This is a genomic window from Streptomyces sp. NPDC088553 (genome assembly GCF_044752965.1).
Taxonomy (GTDB): Bacteria; Actinomycetota; Actinomycetes; order Streptomycetales; family Streptomycetaceae; genus Streptomyces.
In genome coordinates this window covers 190,384-207,885 of record NZ_JBIVMG010000011.1, presented here as the reverse complement: position 1 = coordinate 207,885, position 17,502 = coordinate 190,384, and the positions used below count along the sequence as shown (strand labels likewise).

The window sequence follows — 17,502 nt, the reverse complement described above, 5'->3', positions numbered from 1 at the left end:
AGCCCTCTTCGGCGGTCACTTGGACTAACCGAAGGGGGTTCTTGGACTGGAGGCGCCCGCGCGGCGCGATCTCGTTGACGGTGCCGCCGGGGCGGGGCCAACTAGAGCGCATGTCCCTCCCCCCTTCGCGAAGACTCCGTGCGGCCTGTGCGCTCGCCGTCGCTTCCTCCGCCGTGTTCGCCCTGGCCGGGCCCGCCCTGGCCGAGGGCGCCACGGCCGGGGGCGCGGCAGCCGCCCCCGCGGCCGCCGACACGGCGGCGGCCGGCACCGCGGCCACCGACGGCCCCTTCATCGCCTCCCGGCAGCTCTCCGTGGCCGTCGCCGAGGACTTCCCCCGCGTCCTCTCGTACACCGACCGCGCGAGCGGCGCCCGGCTCCTCGGCAGTACGGCCCCGGTCACCCAGATCGTCCTCAACGGCACCGCCCGTACCGTCCGGGCCAAGGGCGCCCCCGTGATGACCGGGTCCTCCGCCGCGTACACCCTCACCTTCCCGGACCTGCCGGGAGTCGAGATCGACGCGCGGCTGAGCGTCGACGGGCGGGCCACCACGTTCCGGGTGACCGCCGTCCGCGACATCGAGGGCTTCCGGGTCGGCACCCTCGACATACCGGGCCACGACCTGGTCTCCGTCGGTTCCTCGGACGCCGGCGCCGCGACCGCCTTCACCCGGCTCGACCCGGACTCCACCCGCACCGCCGACGTCTTCGCCCAGGTCACCGACGCGACCGCCGCCGAGACCACCCCGGTGGGCGCGAGCTACGCGATCGTCAGCACCGGGCGGCTCGCCGCCGCCGTCGAGTCCAACTCCAGCTACGACAAGCCCACCGGGGCCTCCGCCCGCGACGGCGCCCGCTTCTGGCACCAGGCCCGCAAGCAGACCACCGCCACCGGTACCGAGACCCGCGTCGGCGTCTGGTCCGGCCAGTGGACCTACCGCGGCGAGGGCGCGCCGAAGCCCGCGAGCGGCGACAGCCTGCCCTGGGCCAAGGTCGTCGTCACCCCCGACGCCAACGCCGACGGCACCACCGACTGGCAGGACGGCGCCATCGCCTTCCGGACGATCGGGATCAAGGCCCCGGGCAGCGAGGACACCCCCGACCGGGTCGTCGCCCACATCCCGTTCAACTTCGCCTCGCAGGCCACCCACCCCTTCCTGCGCACCCTGGACGACGTCAAGCGGATCTCGCTCTCCACCGACGGACTCGGCCAGTTCGCGTTGCTCAAGGGGTACGGCTCCGAGGGCCACGACTCCGCCCACCCCGACTACGGCGGCAACTACAACAAGCGGGCCGGGGGCCTCACCGACCTCAACGTCCTCCTCAAGGAGGGCCGGAAGTGGGGCGCGGACTTCGGCGTCCACGTCAACGCCACCGAGTCGTACCCCGAGGCGAGGAACTTCAGCGAGACCCTCGTCGACAGGACGAAGCCCGGCTGGAACTGGCTCAACCAGAGCTACTACATCGACCAGCGCCGCGACATCAACAGCGGCGACCTCGCCCGCCGCTTCAAGCAGCTGCGCGACGAGACCGACCGCAACCTCTCCACCCTCTACATCGACGTCTACTACACCCACGGCTGGATCGCCGACGAGACGATGAGGGCCGTCCAGGCGCAGGGCTGGAACGTCGCCACCGAGTGGTCCGAGAAGTTCGAGCGGGCCTCCCTCTGGTCCCACTGGGCCAACGACCTCGACTACGGCGGCGCCACCAACAAGGGCCTCAACTCGCAGATCGTGCGCTTCATCCGCAACGGCGAGAAGGACGTCTGGAACAACCACCGGGTCCTCGGCCAGACCGCCCTCGTGGACTTCGAGGGCTGGACCGGCGAGACCGACTGGAACGACTTCACCGCCAACGTCTGGCAGCGGAACCTGCCCGCCAAGTACCTCCAGCAGCAGCGGATCACCCGCTGGAACGGCAACGACATCACCTTCACCGGCGGGGTCCGCGGCACCGTCGAGGACGGCCGCCGCACCTTCTACGAGGACGGCCGCAAGGTCCTCGACGGCGAGAGCTACCTGCTGCCCTGGTCCGACGGGAAGACCGGCGGAAAGACCGACGGCACGAAGCTCTACCACTACAACAAGGCGGGCGGCACGACCACCTGGTCCGTCCCGGCCGGCACCCGCTCGTACACGGTCTACAGACTCACCGACAACGGGCGCGTGAAGACCGCCACCGTGCGCCCCACCGGCGGGAGGATCACTCTCGACGCCGTCGCCGGACAGCCCTACGTCCTCCACCCCGACCGCGCCCCCGCGCAGCCCGCCCCGAAGTGGGGCCAGGGCACCCCGGTGAAGGACCCCGGCTTCAACGACGCGAAGCTCGGCTCCTGGACCACGACCGGCACCGTCGCCCGTGACACCGACGAGCAGGGACGCAACAGCGCGAAGCTCTCCGGCACCGCCACCGCCTCGGTCGGCCAGCGGATCACCGGCCTCACCCCGGGCGAGCGGTACACCGCCTCCGCCCTGATCGAGGTCCAGCCCGGCGCCACCCGGCCCACCACCCTCTCCGTCGGCGGGCGGTCCGTCACCGTCGAACGGTCCTCGCTCCAGGACCGGGTCGCCGCCTCCGACTGGAACGGCACCCGCTTCCAGCGCGCCAAGGTCACCTTCACCGCCCCGCCCCGCGGCAGCACCCCGCTGCGGATCGAGGCCGCGAGCGGCAGCGCCGCCACCGTCCGGATCGACGACGTCCGGATCGTCGCCAACGCCCCCGCCACCCAGGCCGGGACCGTGGTGTACGAGGACTTCGAGGCCGTCGACCAGGGCTGGGGCCCCTTCCTCAAGGGCGACGCGGGCGGGACGACCGACCCGCGCACCCACATCGCCCAGCTCCACGCCCCCTACACCCAGGCCGGCTGGAACGGGAAGCTGATCGACGACGTCATCGGCGGCGCCGAGTCCCTCAAGTCCCACGACGAGAACAGCGGACTCGTCTACCGGACCGCGCCCTGGACCGTCCCCATGAAGGACGGTCGCACCTACCGCGTCGAGTACGACTACCGGTCGAGCCACGCGGGCGCGTACGAGTGGATCACCGGATACGACCGGACGAACGGGACCTCCGTGGAGACCCGCCGCACCCCGATCGGACAGCAGAGGGACAGCGGGCACTTCTCCGAGACGGTCACCGCCGGCTGCGGCGACACCTGGACGGGTCTGCGCAAGCGCGGTGACGCCCCGGACGGCGCCGACTTCGTCCTCGACGCCTTCACCGTCACCGACCTCGGCCCGGCCGCCGAGCGCGCCGCCTGCGGCACGCTCACCGTCACCGCGCCCGAGGCCCTGGAGCCCGGCCGCCCGAACCAGGTCACGGCCACCTTCGGCAACGACGAGGCCACCGAGGTCTCCGGAGCCCGGGCCGAGCTCACCCTCCCGGCGGGCTGGACCGTGGAACCGGCCGCGCCCGTCACCCTCGGCACGGTCGCGCCGGGCGGGAAGGCCGGCGCCACCTGGCAGGTGACGCCCCCGGTGGACGCGGCCTACCGGCCGTACACCCTGGACGCCTCCCTCACGTACGTCCTCGGGGGAGGGGAGCGGAAGCTCACCGCCGCCACCACCGTCCGTACGCTGCCCCCGCCGCCCACCGCCGACAGCTGGGCCAGCGATCTCGACTGGACCTCGGCCACCAACGGCTGGGGCCCCGTGGAGCGCGACCTCTCCAACGGCGAGACCGGCACCGGCGACGGCTCCCCGCTGAGGATCGGGGGAGTGACGTTCGCCAAGGGCCTGGGCAGCCACGCGCCCGCGAAGGTCCGCTACTACCTGGGCGGCCGCTGCACCTCCCTGACCGCCGAGGTAGGCGTGGACGACGTCCAGACCAGCCGGGGCAGCGTCCAGTTCAGCGTCCTCGCCGACGGCGCCGAGCGGGTGAAATCCCCGGTGCTCAGGGCCACGGACGCCGCCTGGTCGCTCACCGCCGACGTGACCGGCGCCACCTGGGTCGATCTGGTGGTCTCCGACGGCGGCGACGGCAACGGGAACGACCACGCGGACTGGGGCGGCGCCCGCTTCCACTGCGGAGGCTGACCGCGGCGCGAGCCACGGGGCCCGCGACCCTTCGGGGTTCGTGGGCCCTTCGGCGCCATGGGCTACCTTGTGGGCGGCGAGGGCCGGCGAAGGCCCGACGATTCCGGGCCCACCGAGGTCTATGTTGAACCCCTACAAACACGAGGGGTACCTGGCTGTTGACTCGTGCTGAACAGTGCGTCGTTCTGTCCAGCCCCACCAGGAATCGACACGGGAGACTGTACGGAGTCGACGGCGGGGTTTTCTTGTCCGACTTCGTAGGGTCGGTACATGACCGTTGTGGACCAGATCCCGAGCGAGCCCGCTGACGCCCGTGGCCGAGTGGCCGAGCTGCACGTCCTGCGTGAGCAGGCCCTCCGCGGCCCGAGCGACCGCGCGACCGAGGCCCAGCACGCGAAGGGCAAGCTGACGGCGCGCGAACGCATCGAGCTGCTGCTCGATCCTGGTTCCTTCAGCGAGGTCGAGCAGCTCCGCAGGCACCGCGCCCAGGGCTTCGGCCTGGAGGCGAAGAAGCCGTACACCGACGGTGTGATCACCGGATGGGGCACGGTCGAGGGCCGGACGGTCTTCGTCTACGCGCACGACTTCCGGATCTTCGGCGGCGCCCTGGGCGAGGCCCACGCGACGAAGATCCACAAGATCATGGACATGGCCATCGCGGCCGGTGCCCCGCTGGTCTCCCTGAACGACGGCGCGGGCGCCCGTATCCAGGAGGGCGTCTCGGCGCTCGCCGGCTACGGCGGCATCTTCCAGCGCAACACCCGCGCGAGCGGTGTCATCCCGCAGATCTCGGTGATGCTCGGCCCGTGTGCCGGCGGCGCGGCCTACAGCCCGGCGCTGACGGACTTCGTCTTCATGGTCCGTGAGACCTCGCAGATGTTCATCACCGGACCGGACGTCGTCAAGGCGGTCACCGGCGAGGAGATCACCCAGAACGGCCTCGGCGGCGCCGACGTCCACGCGGGTGTCTCCGGTGTCTCCCACTTCGCGTACGACGACGAGGAGACCTGCATCGCGGAGGTCCGCTACCTCCTGTCGATGCTCCCGCAGAACAACCGCGAGAACCCGCCGACCGTCCCCTGCGAGGACCCGGCGGACCGCCGCTCCGAGGTCCTGCTCGACCTGGTCCCGGCCGACGGCAACCGTCCGTACGACATGCACAAGGTCATCGAGGAGCTCGTCGACGACGGCGACTACCTGGAGATCCACGAGCGCTGGGCCCGCAACATCATCTGTGCGCTCGCCCGCCTCGACGGCCAGGTCGTCGGCCTCGTCGCCAACCAGCCGCAGACGCTGGCCGGTGTCCTCGACATCGAGGCCTCCGAGAAGGCCGCCCGCTTCGTGCAGATGTGCGACGCCTTCAACATCCCGATCATCACCCTTCTGGACGTACCCGGCTTCCTGCCGGGCGTCGATCAGGAGCACGGTGGAATCATCCGCCACGGCGCGAAGCTGCTGTACGCGTACTGCAACGCGACCGTGCCCCGGATCAGCCTGATCCTGCGCAAGGCCTACGGCGGCGCGTACATCGTCATGGACTCCCAGTCCATCGGCGCCGACCTGACGTACGCCTGGCCCACCAACGAAATCGCGGTCATGGGCGCCGAGGGCGCCGCCAACGTGATCTTCCGCAAGCAGATCGCGGAGGCCGAGGACCCCGAGGCCATGCGAGCCCGCATGGTCAAGGAGTACAAGGCCGAGCTGATGCACCCGTACTACGCGGCGGAGCGCGGCCTGGTCGACGACGTCATCGACCCCGCCGACACCCGCCAGGTGCTCATCAGGTCCCTCGCGATGCTCCGCACCAAGCACGCCGACCTGCCGTCCCGCAAGCACGGCAACCCGCCTCAGTAAGAGGAGTCATCCACGTGACAACCCCTGCCAACCTTCTCCGTGTCGAGAAGGGCCACGCCGATCCCGAGGAGCTGGCGGCCATCACGGCCGTCCTGCTCGCCCGTGCCGCCGCCCGGTCCGACGAGGACACCGCCGCGGGCCACCGCGGCCGCACCACGGCCGGCTGGCGCCGCCTGGAGCGGGAGCACGGCTTCCGCGCGCCGCACAGCTGGCGCTGAGCGACGACCGAAGAGGGCCGGAACCCGGTGACACCGGGTTCCGGCCCTCTTTCGTGCCGTCCGGACACACCCCCTAGTTGATCAGCGCCTGGACGAGCGAGATGGCACCCCAGACGAGTGCGACCACGATGCCGATGAGGAGCACGACGGCCCCGCAGCCGATCGCGATCTCACCCTTGGTGAGGGGCGCGGGGGTGGGCTTCGCCTTGTCGTCCGTGCCCGACGGGCGTGTCGTGCCCGCGTTGGCCTTCGTGCCCGCGTTGGCCTTCGTGCCCGCGTTGGCCTTCGTTCCCGCGGTGCCCGACGGATTGGGCGGGGGCGGCGGGGGAGCGGAGGGCGTGGGGCCCGCCGGGCGGGACGCGCCGGCCGGCCCGGACCGCGGCGGTGCCCAGCCGGGCCGCGGCGGCGCGCTGGAGGGCCCGGACCGGGACGCCGACGCGCTCGCCGCACGCGACGGGCGCGTGGACGCGCTCGCGCTCGCCGCCGCACTCGTCGACGCCCCGGCCGCCCGGCCGCCCGCCGACGGACGGCCCTGACTCGCCACGAACGGATCGGAATGTCCGTTCGCCCGACGCGCGCACCACGGGCACGCGGTCAGATGGCCGCTGTGGTGGTGCTCCGGCACGTCGGCACACCGCACGGCGGCCGACCGTGCCTCGTCCAGCGCCTCCAGCCAGGCCGCCGACGAGGGCCGCCGCCGAGGGTCCCGGATCCCCGGGCCGAACGCCCTGCGCGCCAGCTCCACCAGCCGCGGCGGCAACACCTCGGGCGGCAGCAGCTGCGCCGGTGTCCGTACCCGGGCCGGGTGGACGAGGAAGGACGTTCCGGTCTGGATGTTGTCCTTGCGGGTCGCCTCGGCGAGACCCTGCAGCGGAGCTCCGTCGAACGGGTGGTTTCCGGCGCTGAGCAGCTGGTAGATGAGCACGGCGAGCGCGAAGTCGTCCGAGTGCCGGGTGGGCGGCTCCCCGGAGTACCGCTCGGGACCCGCGTAGTCGTCCGTGAACACGTCGCTGCCGAAGGACTCACCGGTCAGCGCGTCGGTGAAGGCGAACGAGTCGCAGTCGAGGAAGGTGACGAACCCGTTCGGGTCGACGACCGCGTTGGCGCTCGACAGATCGCCCACGACGAAGCGCTGCTGATGCAGCTCCGCCGTCATGTAGGCGAGGTTCGAGGCCACCCCGAGCAGGAACTTCCAGTGCGCCCTGCCGTCGAACCTGCGCAGTCGCGCGTTCTTCTGCAGCAGCCCGTTCAGCGGGGTGTGCACCGCCGGGTCCAGGAGCGGCATCCCGTAGCCGACCGGCCGCCCGCCGGCCACGACCAGGTCGACCGGCCACACCAGCATGGGCGGCTGGCCGGGCGCCAGCCGCTCCCCGGCGAGCGGGTCGGCCCGCAGCATCGCGGCGAGCCGACGCAGCTGGGCGTCGTCGGGAGCGCTGTTGTAGATCTTGGCGACGAGGTCGGCGCGTTCGTCGAGTGTCCAGACACTGCCCTGGCCACCCGTACCCAGCGGTTTCGGGCCCCGGGTGACGCGCGTGCCGTCCCCGAGCGCGAGGACGGGGTCGTGCAGGTGGTCGGCGCCGTCGGTGCCGTCGTTGTTGTCAGCCGCAGTCATGTCCGTATCGCCCACAGGAGAGTCTTGTCGTCCCCGGTCACCCGGGTGATCTGGTCCGAGTCGAGAAAGGCCTTGAGCCGCCGCTCCTCCTCGTCGTGGTCGTAGTCGGACCGGGCGAGCCGGTCGAAGAGATGGCCGAGGAAGGCGTCGTGCGGCAGGGGAGGACCGGCGGGGGCCCGCCTGAGCAGCGCGTGGGTCAGGCCGTCCGTGGACAGCAGCACCCCGTCGATCGCGTCGTCGCGGACACAGTCCACCCGGAGCTGCGCGAGCGCGGTGGGCGAACCCACGAAGACGGTCTCGTTCGCGTACTCGCTGCCGGTGTGCGCGCGGGGCAGCAGATGGTACGAGGCGGAGCCGGCCGCGCTCGTGTCGGCGCGGACGAGGACGAGGCCGTCGCCGACCGACAACTGCCCGAGCCAGCCCCGGGCGAGGACCACCACCGTCAGCGTGGTCGCGAAGAGGCCGGGGGGACCCTGGCACCACTGCAGGAACGCGGCCCGCACCTCACGGAACGCCTCGGTCAGCTCCTCCTTGCGCGCGTGGGCGTCCGGCAGGCGCTCCCACGGGGCGACCAACGGCAGGAACGCGCGCATCGCGAGCTGCACGGCCGCCCAGGCGCCCTCCCGGGAGTGCGGCGCGCTCCCCGCGCCGTCAGCGACCGCCAGGACGAGCCCCGACGCGGTCTCCTCGAACGCCCACGCGTCCTGGCAGGGCGTCCCCTCCCGCGTGTGCCGGTAGCCCGTGGCGCTCGTACCGTGTACCCGCCAGCCGGCGGCCGGCCGGTCCGCCGGCCTCACGCCGGAACCTGCCCGCCGCCGCGCCGGCGCTTCAGCCGGGCGAATATCTCCTGGAACTCGGCCTCCGCCGCCCCGCCCTGGGTGGCCTTGGCGCTGTGCGACATCGCGGTGAGCAGCTCCGCGAACGGGAACCCGTCCAGCCAGGCGTTGTAGTGCGGTGCCAGTTCCTGCAGCACCTCCTCCGCGCCCGAGTGCCGCTCGCCGACCCCGACCGCGAACAGCCGGAAGCGGCGTTCCTCCTCCGCCTTGCGCAGATCGGGCAGGAGCTCGCGGTACGCGTACGAGAAGGTGCCGCGTTCGTCGCTGGGCAGGCCGTCCGTCACGACGCAGATCTGCGGGCGGTAGTAGGTCAGGCCCTCGGTGCGGAGTCCCGCCTTGTAGTCGGCGACGACCTCCATCGCCAGCCGCAGCGCCCGGTCGAGGAGCGTCACACCGTCGGCGCGCAGCAGCGGCGGCCGGAACTCGTGGGCCGGTACGAACGGACTGTGCGGCCACTCCGGCGCGGTGGCGCCGAGCGGGGTGCCCCCCTGCCAGACGGTGATGCCCTCGCCCCCGCCGAAGGTGATCAGGGCGACGTCGACGGCGGCGCTGAGCGCCATGTCGTCGACGAGGCTCGCCGCCCACCCGGTGAGGGCGGAGTTGAGCGCGTCGATGGCGCGGTTCTGGCCCAGGGAGCTTGAGGTGTCCAGACAGAGCAGCAGCGGCAGCCGCTGGGCGCTGTCGAACTCGAAGCCCATGTACGGCACCGGGAGCGGGGCTTCTTCGGGCTGAGGCGTGGGAAACACGGCTACTCCGTGGAGCGACGGGGACGGATGGGCATGCGTCGTGGGGGGTGTGGTACGGAGTGGGGGACGTTCAGTCGAGCGGGCGGGCCCGGAGCAGCGGAGGTTCCGAGTCCGGCGTCACCGTCACGCGGACCAGGTCACCGGGACGGGGATACGCCGACGCCGGGCCCTGCCAGTGGGCGCGGCACAGGGCGCCGTCCCACTCCACGTAGCCGTCGGGGCGCAGCCAGGTCGCCGCGGTCACCACGAACCGTCGGCCTCCGCCGAGTGCCACGGTGTCGAGATCGGGATCCCGTTCGGCGCGGCCGGGGAGAGCGGAGCGAGCGACGACTCCGGCCGGGGGCAGGGCGGACGGCTCCTCGTGGGGCTGGGGGACCGGTGCCTCGTGGCCTTCGGCGGGCTGCTCGGCGCGCGGCAGGGCGTGAGGTGCGCCCCCGGCGCCGGTGGGGACGCCGGAGTGAGGCGCGCCGTGCGGCACATGAGGCACGGGAGGGGGCTCGGCACGCGCTGTGCGAGGAGGCTCGGTACGCGGGGCGTGAGGGAGCTCGGGACGCGGCGCGCGTCGGGGTTCGGTACGCGATGAGGAGTGGGGTTCCGAGCGCGGTTCGGCGTGCGGTACGTGGCCGTCGGCGCCGCTCTCGGGGTGCACGCCCTCCGGGGGCCGCTGTGCGGACGGGGCCTCGTGGGGCTCCGGCCCGGTGCGGTGAGGCAGGACGAATCCGGCGCCGTCCAGCAGCGCGCGCGTGGCGTCGGCCAGCCGTTCGAGGTGGTCCCGCAGGCGGGGCGGCGGGGACGGGACGCGGTGCCCCGGCTCGCCGCCCCGGTCGGACCCGTGGCGCTCCGGGGCCCCGGCACCGGGGGGCGTGCGCCCGGGATCCCGCCGGGAGTCGGGCGCACGACGGTCGTCGGCTTCCCGCCGGGGGTCGGACCCACCGCGCCCCTGTGATCCAGCGTGGCGCTCGGACCCCTGCGGCCCCTCGGGCCCACGGCGCTCGTCGGAGGCACGGCGCCCATCGGCTTCCGGGCGCCGCTCGGCTTCCGGGCGTCGGTCGGACGCGCGCCGCCCTTCCCGCGCACGTCGCCCCTCGGGCTCCCGCCCGGGGCCGGGCCCGCGCCGCCGGTCGGCTTCCCGCCGGCCCTCGGGCTCCCCTTGCCCCTGGGGACCCTGGGGCCCCTCCGGCCCCCGCGATCCCGACCGCCAGGACGCCGTGCTGGCCCACATGATGGCGAGTGCCGCCGCCATGGGCAGCACCGTGACCGTCAGCAGGACGATGGCCCATTCCATCCGGTCACTCCCGCGTGGTGAGGTCATCGGTGTTCCGCAGGACGAATCCGAGGTCGTGGCATTCGCGCAGCAGCCGGAGCGCCGCGTCGAGGAGGGCGTCGAGGGTGGACGCGAATCCGTCGGCCGAGAGGTGCGCGGCCAGCGGCAGGGCGAGGACGGCGGAGAGCAGCGGTGCCTCGCTGCGCTCGTCCCCCAGGATCGCCGTGGGGGTCACCTCGCGGGAGTTCCAGGCCGTCGCGGCCGCCGCGGTGGGCGCGAGCCGGTCCGAGGGGACCAGCGTCCCGTCGGTGACCGCCACCACGAGCGAACCCGCCGCACGGCTGATGTCCACGGTGAGCCGGGGTCCGGTGGGGCCGCCCACCGTGGTCTCCAGGTACAGGGCGCCGTCCTCGCGGGCGACGGGTTCGCCGCGCCGGCGGGCCCAGTCCCGTACCAACGGCTCCCAGCCGTCGCGTAGTTCGACGACGTGCTGGAGGGGTTCGGCGCGTTCAGCGGGCATGGTGCAGAGCCGCCTTCCGGACGAGGGAACGGGTCAGCCCCGCATCGAGGAGCCGGGCGGCGAACGGACGTAACGCGCACGGGTCACCGGCACCGGGCGCCGCCGGCGCATGGCAGCGGTGCGGGGGATCGGGCACCGGCACGGTGGGCTGCCGGGGCCCCGCGGCGGCGGATCCCCCGGGGGCGGGGGCGGGGGCGGGGGCGGGAGCAAGGAGCGCGCCGAGCGCGGCCGTCATCCGGGCGGGCAGCGGCCGTTCGGCCGGCGCGGTGGCCAGGCAGTCGGCGATCAGCCCGGCGAGCGGCGCCGGTACGCCGGCCAGCCGGGGCGGCAGGCGCCGGAGGATCCGTATGCTCGCGGTCTGCCCGGTTCCGAACGGCGGCCGGCCCGTCGCCGCGTAGGCGAGGACGGAGCCGAGCGCGAACATGTCGACCGCGGGCGTCGGCTCCCGGCCCAGCAGTTGTTCGGGGGCCATGTAGCCGTGGGTGCCGAGTGCCGTGCCGGGGAGGGTCAGCCCCTTCCTCCCCGCGGCCGTACGGGCGATCCCGAAGTCGATGAGCCGTGGTTCGCCGTTCTCCAGGATGATGTTGCTCGGCTTGACGTCACGGTGGATCACCCCGCGCGCGTGGACCTCGGAGAGCGCCTCCGCGAGCATGGCGCCGAGTTCCGCCACCTGCCGCAGGGACAGGGGCCCTTCCCTGACGACCCTCGCCTCCAGCGTGGGTCCCGCCACATAGCGGGTGGCGAGCCAGAGGGGCGGTGTGACCGTCTCCGCGGCGTAGACCGGGACGGTGTAGGGGCTGTGGACGTCGAGCAGGGCGTTCACCTCGCGGGCGAACCGCTCTCTGATCTCGTGGATGCCGGCCAGTTCCCCGCGGATCACCTTGACCGCGACCCGTTGCCCGGCGGGTGTCCGGCAGAGGAAGACCTTGCCCATCCCGCCGTTGCCGAGGACGCTCACGACGTCGAAGGGCCCGATCCGGTCCGTACCGTCGTGCGCGCTCATGCTTCCTCCCCCGAGGTCCCCCCGACAACGTAGTGGACGAGCCCCGCCCCGGTGGCGGTTTCGCACCGAAGACCTCGTGCCGAAGGCAGTTCGGGCAGCGGCTCGGGCAGGTGTCCGGGAAACGCCGAAGGCCGCGTCCCCGAGGGGGAACGCGGCCTTTCGGTACGGGCGCCGGGGGACAGCTACCGCAGGCGGGCCATGAGGGCGTGCTCGACCAGGGTGATGAGCGCGCTCTTGGCGTCGGCGCGGTGCCGGGCGTCCGTGGTGATGATGGGGGTGTCCGGACCGATCTGGAGGGCCTCGCGGACCTCCTCGGGCTGGTACGGCTGGTTCCCGTCGAAGCCGTTGAGGGCGATGACGAACGGCAGGCCGCTGTTCTCGAAGTAGTCGACCGCGGGGAAGCAGTCGGCGAGGCGGCGGGTGTCGACCAGGACGACGGCACCGATGGCGCCGCGGACCAGGTCGTCCCACATGAACCAGAAGCGGTCCTGACCCGGCGTACCGAAGAGGTACAGGATCAGGTCCTGGTCCAGGGTGATGCGGCCGAAGTCCATGGCGACGGTCGTCGTCGTCTTGTCGCCGGTGTGCGTGAGGTCGTCGATGCCCGCGGACGCAGACGTCATGACGGCTTCGGTACGCAGCGGGTTGATCTCCGAGACGGCGCCGACGAACGTGGTCTTGCCCACGCCGAAGCCACCCGCCACCACGATCTTCGCGCTGGTGGTTGAACGGGCCGCGCCGCCGCTAGAGCTTGCGAAGTCCACTGAGCACCCTTTCGAGCAGTGTCACGTCTGGCTGACCGCCGGCGGCCTCGTCGCCGCCCGGCTGGTGGATGGCGACGAGCCCGGCCTCTGCCAGGTCGGCCACGAGGATTCGGGCGACGCCGAGGGGGATGGAGAGAAGGGCCGAGATCTCGGCGACCGACTTGATCTCGAAGCACAGCCGGCAGATCCGCTGGTGCTCGGGCAACTGCCCCTGCAGCCGGGACGGATCGGCGGTCGTGCTGACCAGCGCCTCGATGGCGAGCTGGTAGCGCGGCCGGGTCCGGCCGCCGGTCATCGCGTACGGACGCACCAGCGGGTTGTGCGTGCCGCCGGAGCTGCTGGAGCCTGCGGCGGACTGGGCACGCGAGGAGCCCTGCGCACCCGCGGGCTGGGCGTGAGGCTGCCGATAGGGCTGCGATACGCCCTGTCTGCTCGGGGTGGAGGGAAAGTTGAACCGGTTCTGCGCGGTCTCGCCGAGCGGCGCCTGGTGCGCGTCATAACCGTTGTAGGGGCTTGAGCCCGGTGGTGTTCCCACGTCTCCTCCTCCGACTGCCTCGCGGTCCATGTCCCTTGGAACCGCGCCACCGCACCTTACGGGGCGGTGGCGCGAAACGCACTGTCTGTCTGTTAGTTGAGAAGACTTCCCTGAAGCTCCGCCCGGAGGTCAGGAGTCAGGACGGTGCCCGCGCGGTCCACGAGCAGTGCCATCTCGTAGCCCACGAGACCGATGTCCGCCTCGGGGTGCGCGAGCACGGCCAGCGAGGAGCCGTCCGAGATCGACATGATGAAGAGGAAGCCGCGCTCCATCTCCACCACGGTCTGATTGACCGCACCACCCTCGAAGATCCGGGACGCGCCCGCGGTCAGCGAGGTCAGTCCGGAGGCGACGGCCGCCAGCTGGTCGGCGCGGTCCCGGGGGAAACCCTCGGACATCGCCAGCAGGAGTCCGTCGGCGGAGACCACCACCGTGTGCGACACCCCGGGGGTGTTGTCCACGAAGTTGGTGATCAACCAGTTCAGATTCTGCGCCGCCTGGCTCATGCTCACACTAACGCTCCTGGTTGTAGGTACTGCCCGGGCCGAGGCCCGATCCGTTCGTGTCCGTTCCCGCGCTGCGTCCCTGCTGGACGCCGCGGCGCAGGTTGCTCAACCTGCCCCGTACGTCCTCGGGTGCGCGGGAGACCTGGGGGCCGCCCTGCGGGGTCTGCTCAGCCGTGCCCTCGACCAGGTTGGCCTTCGGGACCCGGCGGGGAAGACCGGACGAGGTGACCCCGCCCGCCTTCGGGTCCTTGAGCTTCCCGGCCCGCTGCCAGCGCTCGTCGTTGGCCGAGCGCCAGTCGTCGGTGGGGTCGGCGTCGTTCTGCTGCTGCTCCTGCGCCGGCTGCGCGGGCTTCGCCTGCTGCGGTGCCTGCTGCTGCGGCGCCTGCTGGGTCGGCGAGGCGACGCTGCCGCGGCGCGGCAGTCCGGCGTCGGTCAGCGCGTGACCGGCGTCCGGGGCGGCACTCGGGGTCGGACCCGGACGGTCGAAGCCTACGCGGTCGGGGGCCTGTTCGGGAGCGCTCGGAGCAGATTCCGATTCCGCTCCGAACGGCTGCTGGTAGCCGCCCTGGTAAGCGCTCTGATCCTGCCAGTCTCCCTGGTGGGACTGGGTATCGAACGCATTGCCGTACTGCTGGTGTTCGGTTCCCGGGGTCTCGTACGAAGCTTCCGCATAACCCTGCTGCGGGTAGGCCTCGTAGCCCTGCTGCGGGTACGCGTAGCCGTCCTGCTGCTGCGGGAATCCGGCCGCGTACTCCTGGCCGTATCCCTGCGACTGCTGAGACTGCTGCTGCCCGTACTCCTGCGCCGGGGCGTACTGCTCGGCCGGGTACTCCTGACCCTGCTGCTGCCCGTACTCCTGACCCTGGCCGTACTCCTGGCCCTGCGGCTCGCCCTGCCCCGCGTACTCCTGGCCCCGCAGGCCGTACTCGTCCGGCTGCTCCGCCTCGTCGCGGAAGAGCGGCCGGTCGCCGGTCTGCGCCTGGGCCTCCAGGGCGGCACGCCGCCCCTCGCGCTTCAGCGAGCGGTTGACCGGGTCGAGCTGACGCTCCTCCTCGGCCGGCTGCTCGTAGCGGGAGTCGTCGAAGCCGAGGTCGGCGGCGGTCAGCATCGGCTGCTGCTGCGGGGCGCTCTCGAAGGCGTTCGGCTGCTGCTGCTGCTGCGGAATGATCTGCGAGACCGTGAAGTCGTCCTGGATCGGCTGCTCGCCACCGCCACCGTGCGTGATCGCGTCCGGCAGCATGACCAGCGAGGTCGTACCGGCCTGCTCGCCCGAGGGGCGCAGCTGGACCCGGATGCCGTGGCGGTCGGCGAGCCGGCCGACCACGAACAGGCCCATGCGCTGCGAGACGGCCGCGTCCACGGTCGGCGGGTTGGCCAGCTTGTGGTTGATGTCCGCGAAGTCCTCGGCGGTGAGGCCGATGCCCTTGTCGTGGATCTCGACCATCACACGGCCGTCGGGGAGACGGGTCGCGGTGACGCGGACCTTGGTCTGCGGGGAGGAGAACGTCGTGGCGTTCTCCAGGAGCTCGGCGAGCAGGTGCACGAGGTCGGTCACGGCCTGGCCGTGGATCTCGGCCTCCGGCACGCCCGCCAGCTCGATGCGCTCGTACTGCTCCACCTCGGAGGAGGCGGCGCGCATGACGTCGACCAGTGGGACCGGCTGGTCCCAGCGGCGGCCCGGCTCCTCGCCGGCGAGGACGAGGAGGTTCTCGCCGTTGCGGCGCATACGGGTGGCCAGGTGGTCCAGGCGGAAGAGGTTCTCCAGCTGGTCCGGGTCGGCCTCGTTGTTCTCCAGGTCGGTGATGAGGGTCAGCTGGCCCTCGATCAGCGACTGGTTGCGGCGCGAGAGGTTGGTGAAGATCGCGTTGACGTTGCCCCGGAGCATGGCCTGCTCGGCGGCGAGCCGGACGGCCTCCCGGTGGACCTGGTCGAAGGCACGGGCGACCTCGCCGATCTCGTCCTGCGTGTCGATCGGGATCGGCTGCACGCGGGTGTCGACGCGGCCGGGCTCGGTACGGGACAGCTGGTCGACCAGCATCGGCAGACGCTGCTCGGCGATGCCGAAGGCGGCGGTGCGCAGCTGCTGCATCGCGCGGCTCATCTGGCGGGCCATCATCCCGGCGAGGATGAAGGCGGCGAGCAGGGCGACGACGACGATGCCACCGATCACCCAGGCGTCCGTCTTGGACTCGTCGGAGATCCGGATGGCCTCGGCCACGGCCTTGTCGACGAGCGCCTTCTCGACCTCGGAGTAGCCATCGAACTTGGCGGTGGCGACGGCCATCCAGGTCTCGGGGGTGATGCCCTTGGCCTTCAGGGCGGCGAGGGCCTCGGGAGTCTTGGCGGAGCCGATGGCGGACGCGACGCCGGAGTAGACGGAGCCGTCCTTGCCCTTGGGCAGGTCGACACCGGCGGCCTGCATCTGCTTGGCGCCCTCGGTGGCCTTGCCCTTCATGACCTTCTTGAGCAGCTCGACGTCCTCGGGCATACCACCGGAGGAGAACTCGCCGAGGGCGATCTGCTCCAGGTAGTTGTACGAGTTGAAGGCCACGGACTGCTGGGCGAAGACGGCTTCGGTCCGGCTGGGCCGGACCAGGAGCTGGGTGCCGATGGAGCGCTGGAGGGACTCGGCGCCCTTGGCCAGCTGGACGGCGTAGACGCTGCGGCCGTAGGCCGTGACGTTGCCGGTGCCGAGGCCGAGCTCGTTGGAGAACTCGGTGAGGTAGTGCTGGACGCCGGTGTAACCGCGCTGGGTCTCCACCGGGTCGAGGGAGCGGCTGTACGCGACCTTGCGCAGCGCGTCGAGCTTCGGCTCCTCCTCCCGGAAGAGGTTCAGCCGCCGCTCCAGGCCCTGGCCCGAGGGCATGTCCTTGACGGCCTCGTCGAACCTGACCTTGCTGGCGTCGGTCGCGGCGTACGCCTTCGTGACCTCGTCGCTCTTGCGGTCCTCGGGGGTCTTCGCGACGAGCAGGGGACCGGCGGTCAGGTCACGCTCGTTGAGGAGGGCGGTGCTGTACTCCGAGGCGGCGCGCACGATGAGCGCCGTCTTCTCGGCGTCCTGCGCCTCCTGCCACGTGTCGATCGCTCCCTTGACCTGGAAGCCGCCCATGACGAGGCCGACCAGCACGGGTATGCAGAGGATCGCGTTCAGCCTGGTGGGCACCCGCCAGTTGCGGGGCGAGAGCTTGCTGGAGCTGCCCGGGGTGGCGGCCACGGCGGGCTGCGTCACGGGCACGTCCGCGGGCGCCATCGCCATGCGCGACGGCGGGGTGAAGTTGCCCCGTGTCTCCTGCTCCGCGGAGCTTTCCTTGCTGCGCCTCACTCGACCAACAACCTCTCGGCGTCGGCACCTACGTTGTGCCGGTGTTTCGTTCAGGGCCGTACTACTCGGGAGTTCATGAATTGCAGCACGTGAAGGGGGTCGGTTCCAAACAGTGGGACGCCGCCGGTTTCACGGGCTTACGCCTCGTATAAAACGGGCATAAAGAGCGAGCCCCGTCAAAAGACGGGGCTCAGGTGAGCGCAGCGGCACCGATCGGATGCGTCGGGTGTCCGAGGCGCCCCAATTCTCTGTCGAAATGTTATGAACGCGCGGGCGGCCGTGTCGAAC

The 17,502-nt window shown here is 72.1% G+C and carries 14 protein-coding genes; 4 read left to right on the top strand and 10 right to left on the bottom strand.

From position 1 onward, the window contains the following. Nucleotides 1–110: 110 nt before the first annotated feature. The 3 genes from ACIP8Z_RS31945 to ACIP8Z_RS31935 all read left to right on the top strand — a co-directional run bounded on the left by ACIP8Z_RS31945 (nucleotide 111) and on the right by ACIP8Z_RS31935 (nucleotide 6,106). Complete coding sequence (locus ACIP8Z_RS31945; RefSeq protein ID WP_402089642.1) at nucleotides 111–4,034, top strand: endo-alpha-N-acetylgalactosaminidase family protein; 3,924 nt, start codon at nucleotides 111–113, stop codon at nucleotides 4,032–4,034. A gap of 270 nt (nucleotides 4,035–4,304) precedes the next feature. Further along, nucleotides 4,305–5,888: an acyl-CoA carboxylase subunit beta gene (locus ACIP8Z_RS31940; protein ID WP_402089641.1), complete on the top strand. Its 1,584-nt coding sequence runs from the start codon at nucleotides 4,305–4,307 to the stop codon at nucleotides 5,886–5,888. 14 nt (nucleotides 5,889–5,902) lie between these two features. Further along, nucleotides 5,903–6,106 carry an acyl-CoA carboxylase subunit epsilon gene (locus tag ACIP8Z_RS31935; RefSeq protein ID WP_030320260.1) on the top strand — a complete coding sequence of 68 codons (204 nt, stop codon included), beginning with the start codon at nucleotides 5,903–5,905 and terminating at the stop codon, nucleotides 6,104–6,106. A gap of 73 nt (nucleotides 6,107–6,179) precedes the next feature. Here the strand turns inward: ACIP8Z_RS31935 and ACIP8Z_RS31930 are convergent, their stop codons facing one another. From ACIP8Z_RS31930 to ACIP8Z_RS31915, 4 genes are all read right to left on the bottom strand, one after another. Continuing rightward, entirely contained in the window at nucleotides 6,180–7,718 is a 1,539-nt protein-coding gene (locus ACIP8Z_RS31930; RefSeq protein WP_402089639.1) for a hypothetical protein, read from the bottom strand. After that, a complete protein-coding gene (locus ACIP8Z_RS31925; protein ID WP_319319717.1) occupies nucleotides 7,715–8,515 on the bottom strand; it encodes a PP2C family serine/threonine-protein phosphatase in 801 nt (266 codons plus the stop codon). The genes ACIP8Z_RS31930 and ACIP8Z_RS31925 overlap by 4 nt, the downstream gene beginning before the upstream one ends. Further along, the gene (locus tag ACIP8Z_RS31920) at nucleotides 8,512–9,300 is read right to left on the bottom strand and encodes a hypothetical protein (protein ID WP_402089637.1); all 789 of its coding nucleotides are present in this window, start codon (nucleotides 9,298–9,300) and stop codon (nucleotides 8,512–8,514) included. Before ACIP8Z_RS31920 ends, ACIP8Z_RS31925 begins: the two co-directional genes overlap by 4 nt. Before the next feature lie 70 nt (nucleotides 9,301–9,370). Then, complete coding sequence (locus tag ACIP8Z_RS31915; protein WP_402089635.1) at nucleotides 9,371–9,787, bottom strand: hypothetical protein; 417 nt, start codon at nucleotides 9,785–9,787, stop codon at nucleotides 9,371–9,373. Between the two features lie 99 nt (nucleotides 9,788–9,886). On the opposite strand from ACIP8Z_RS31915, the gene ACIP8Z_RS31910 reads away from it, so the two are divergent. Continuing rightward, the gene (locus ACIP8Z_RS31910; protein WP_402089633.1) at nucleotides 9,887–10,246 is read left to right on the top strand and encodes a hypothetical protein; all 360 of its coding nucleotides are present in this window, start codon (nucleotides 9,887–9,889) and stop codon (nucleotides 10,244–10,246) included. A gap of 343 nt (nucleotides 10,247–10,589) precedes the next feature. Here ACIP8Z_RS31910 and ACIP8Z_RS31905 read toward each other — a convergent pair whose 3' ends face one another. From ACIP8Z_RS31905 to ACIP8Z_RS31880, 6 genes are all read right to left on the bottom strand, one after another. Next, nucleotides 10,590–11,084, bottom strand: a complete 495-nt coding sequence (locus tag ACIP8Z_RS31905; protein WP_402089631.1) for a hypothetical protein — start codon at nucleotides 11,082–11,084, stop codon at nucleotides 10,590–10,592. Next, the gene (locus ACIP8Z_RS31900; RefSeq protein WP_402089629.1) at nucleotides 11,074–12,087 is read right to left on the bottom strand and encodes a serine/threonine-protein kinase; all 1,014 of its coding nucleotides are present in this window, start codon (nucleotides 12,085–12,087) and stop codon (nucleotides 11,074–11,076) included. The genes ACIP8Z_RS31905 and ACIP8Z_RS31900 overlap by 11 nt, the downstream gene beginning before the upstream one ends. Nucleotides 12,088–12,269: 182 nt before the next feature. Next, nucleotides 12,270–12,851 (bottom strand): ATP/GTP-binding protein, encoded by a 582-nt coding sequence (locus ACIP8Z_RS31895; protein ID WP_015036414.1) that lies wholly within the window; start codon nucleotides 12,849–12,851, stop codon nucleotides 12,270–12,272. Continuing rightward, a complete protein-coding gene (locus ACIP8Z_RS31890) occupies nucleotides 12,832–13,386 on the bottom strand; it encodes a DUF742 domain-containing protein (RefSeq protein WP_402089627.1) in 555 nt (184 codons plus the stop codon). Before ACIP8Z_RS31890 ends, ACIP8Z_RS31895 begins: the two co-directional genes overlap by 20 nt. Before the next feature lie 92 nt (nucleotides 13,387–13,478). Then, on the bottom strand, nucleotides 13,479–13,892 hold the full coding sequence (locus tag ACIP8Z_RS31885; RefSeq protein WP_026057603.1) for a roadblock/LC7 domain-containing protein: 414 nt from the start codon (nucleotides 13,890–13,892) through the stop codon (nucleotides 13,479–13,481). Nucleotides 13,893–13,899: 7 nt separating this feature from the next. Continuing rightward, on the bottom strand, nucleotides 13,900–17,214 hold the full coding sequence (locus ACIP8Z_RS31880) for a nitrate- and nitrite sensing domain-containing protein (RefSeq protein WP_402089625.1): 3,315 nt from the start codon (nucleotides 17,212–17,214) through the stop codon (nucleotides 13,900–13,902). Between the last annotated feature and the right edge of the window lie 288 nt (nucleotides 17,215–17,502).

Coding starts and splice junctions, on each gene's coding strand:
- ACIP8Z_RS31945 (WP_402089642.1), top strand. CDS start 111: ATGTCCCTCCCCCCTTCGCGAAGACTCCGTGCGGCCTGTGCGCTCGCC.
- ACIP8Z_RS31940 (WP_402089641.1), top strand. CDS start 4,305: ATGACCGTTGTGGACCAGATCCCGAGCGAGCCCGCTGACGCCCGTGGC.
- ACIP8Z_RS31930 (WP_402089639.1), bottom strand. CDS start 7,718: ATGACTGCGGCTGACAACAACGACGGCACCGACGGCGCCGACCACCTG.
- ACIP8Z_RS31905 (WP_402089631.1), bottom strand. CDS start 11,084: ATGCCCGCTGAACGCGCCGAACCCCTCCAGCACGTCGTCGAACTACGC.
- ACIP8Z_RS31900 (WP_402089629.1), bottom strand. CDS start 12,087: ATGAGCGCGCACGACGGTACGGACCGGATCGGGCCCTTCGACGTCGTG.
- ACIP8Z_RS31885 (WP_026057603.1), bottom strand. CDS start 13,892: ATGAGCCAGGCGGCGCAGAATCTGAACTGGTTGATCACCAACTTCGTG.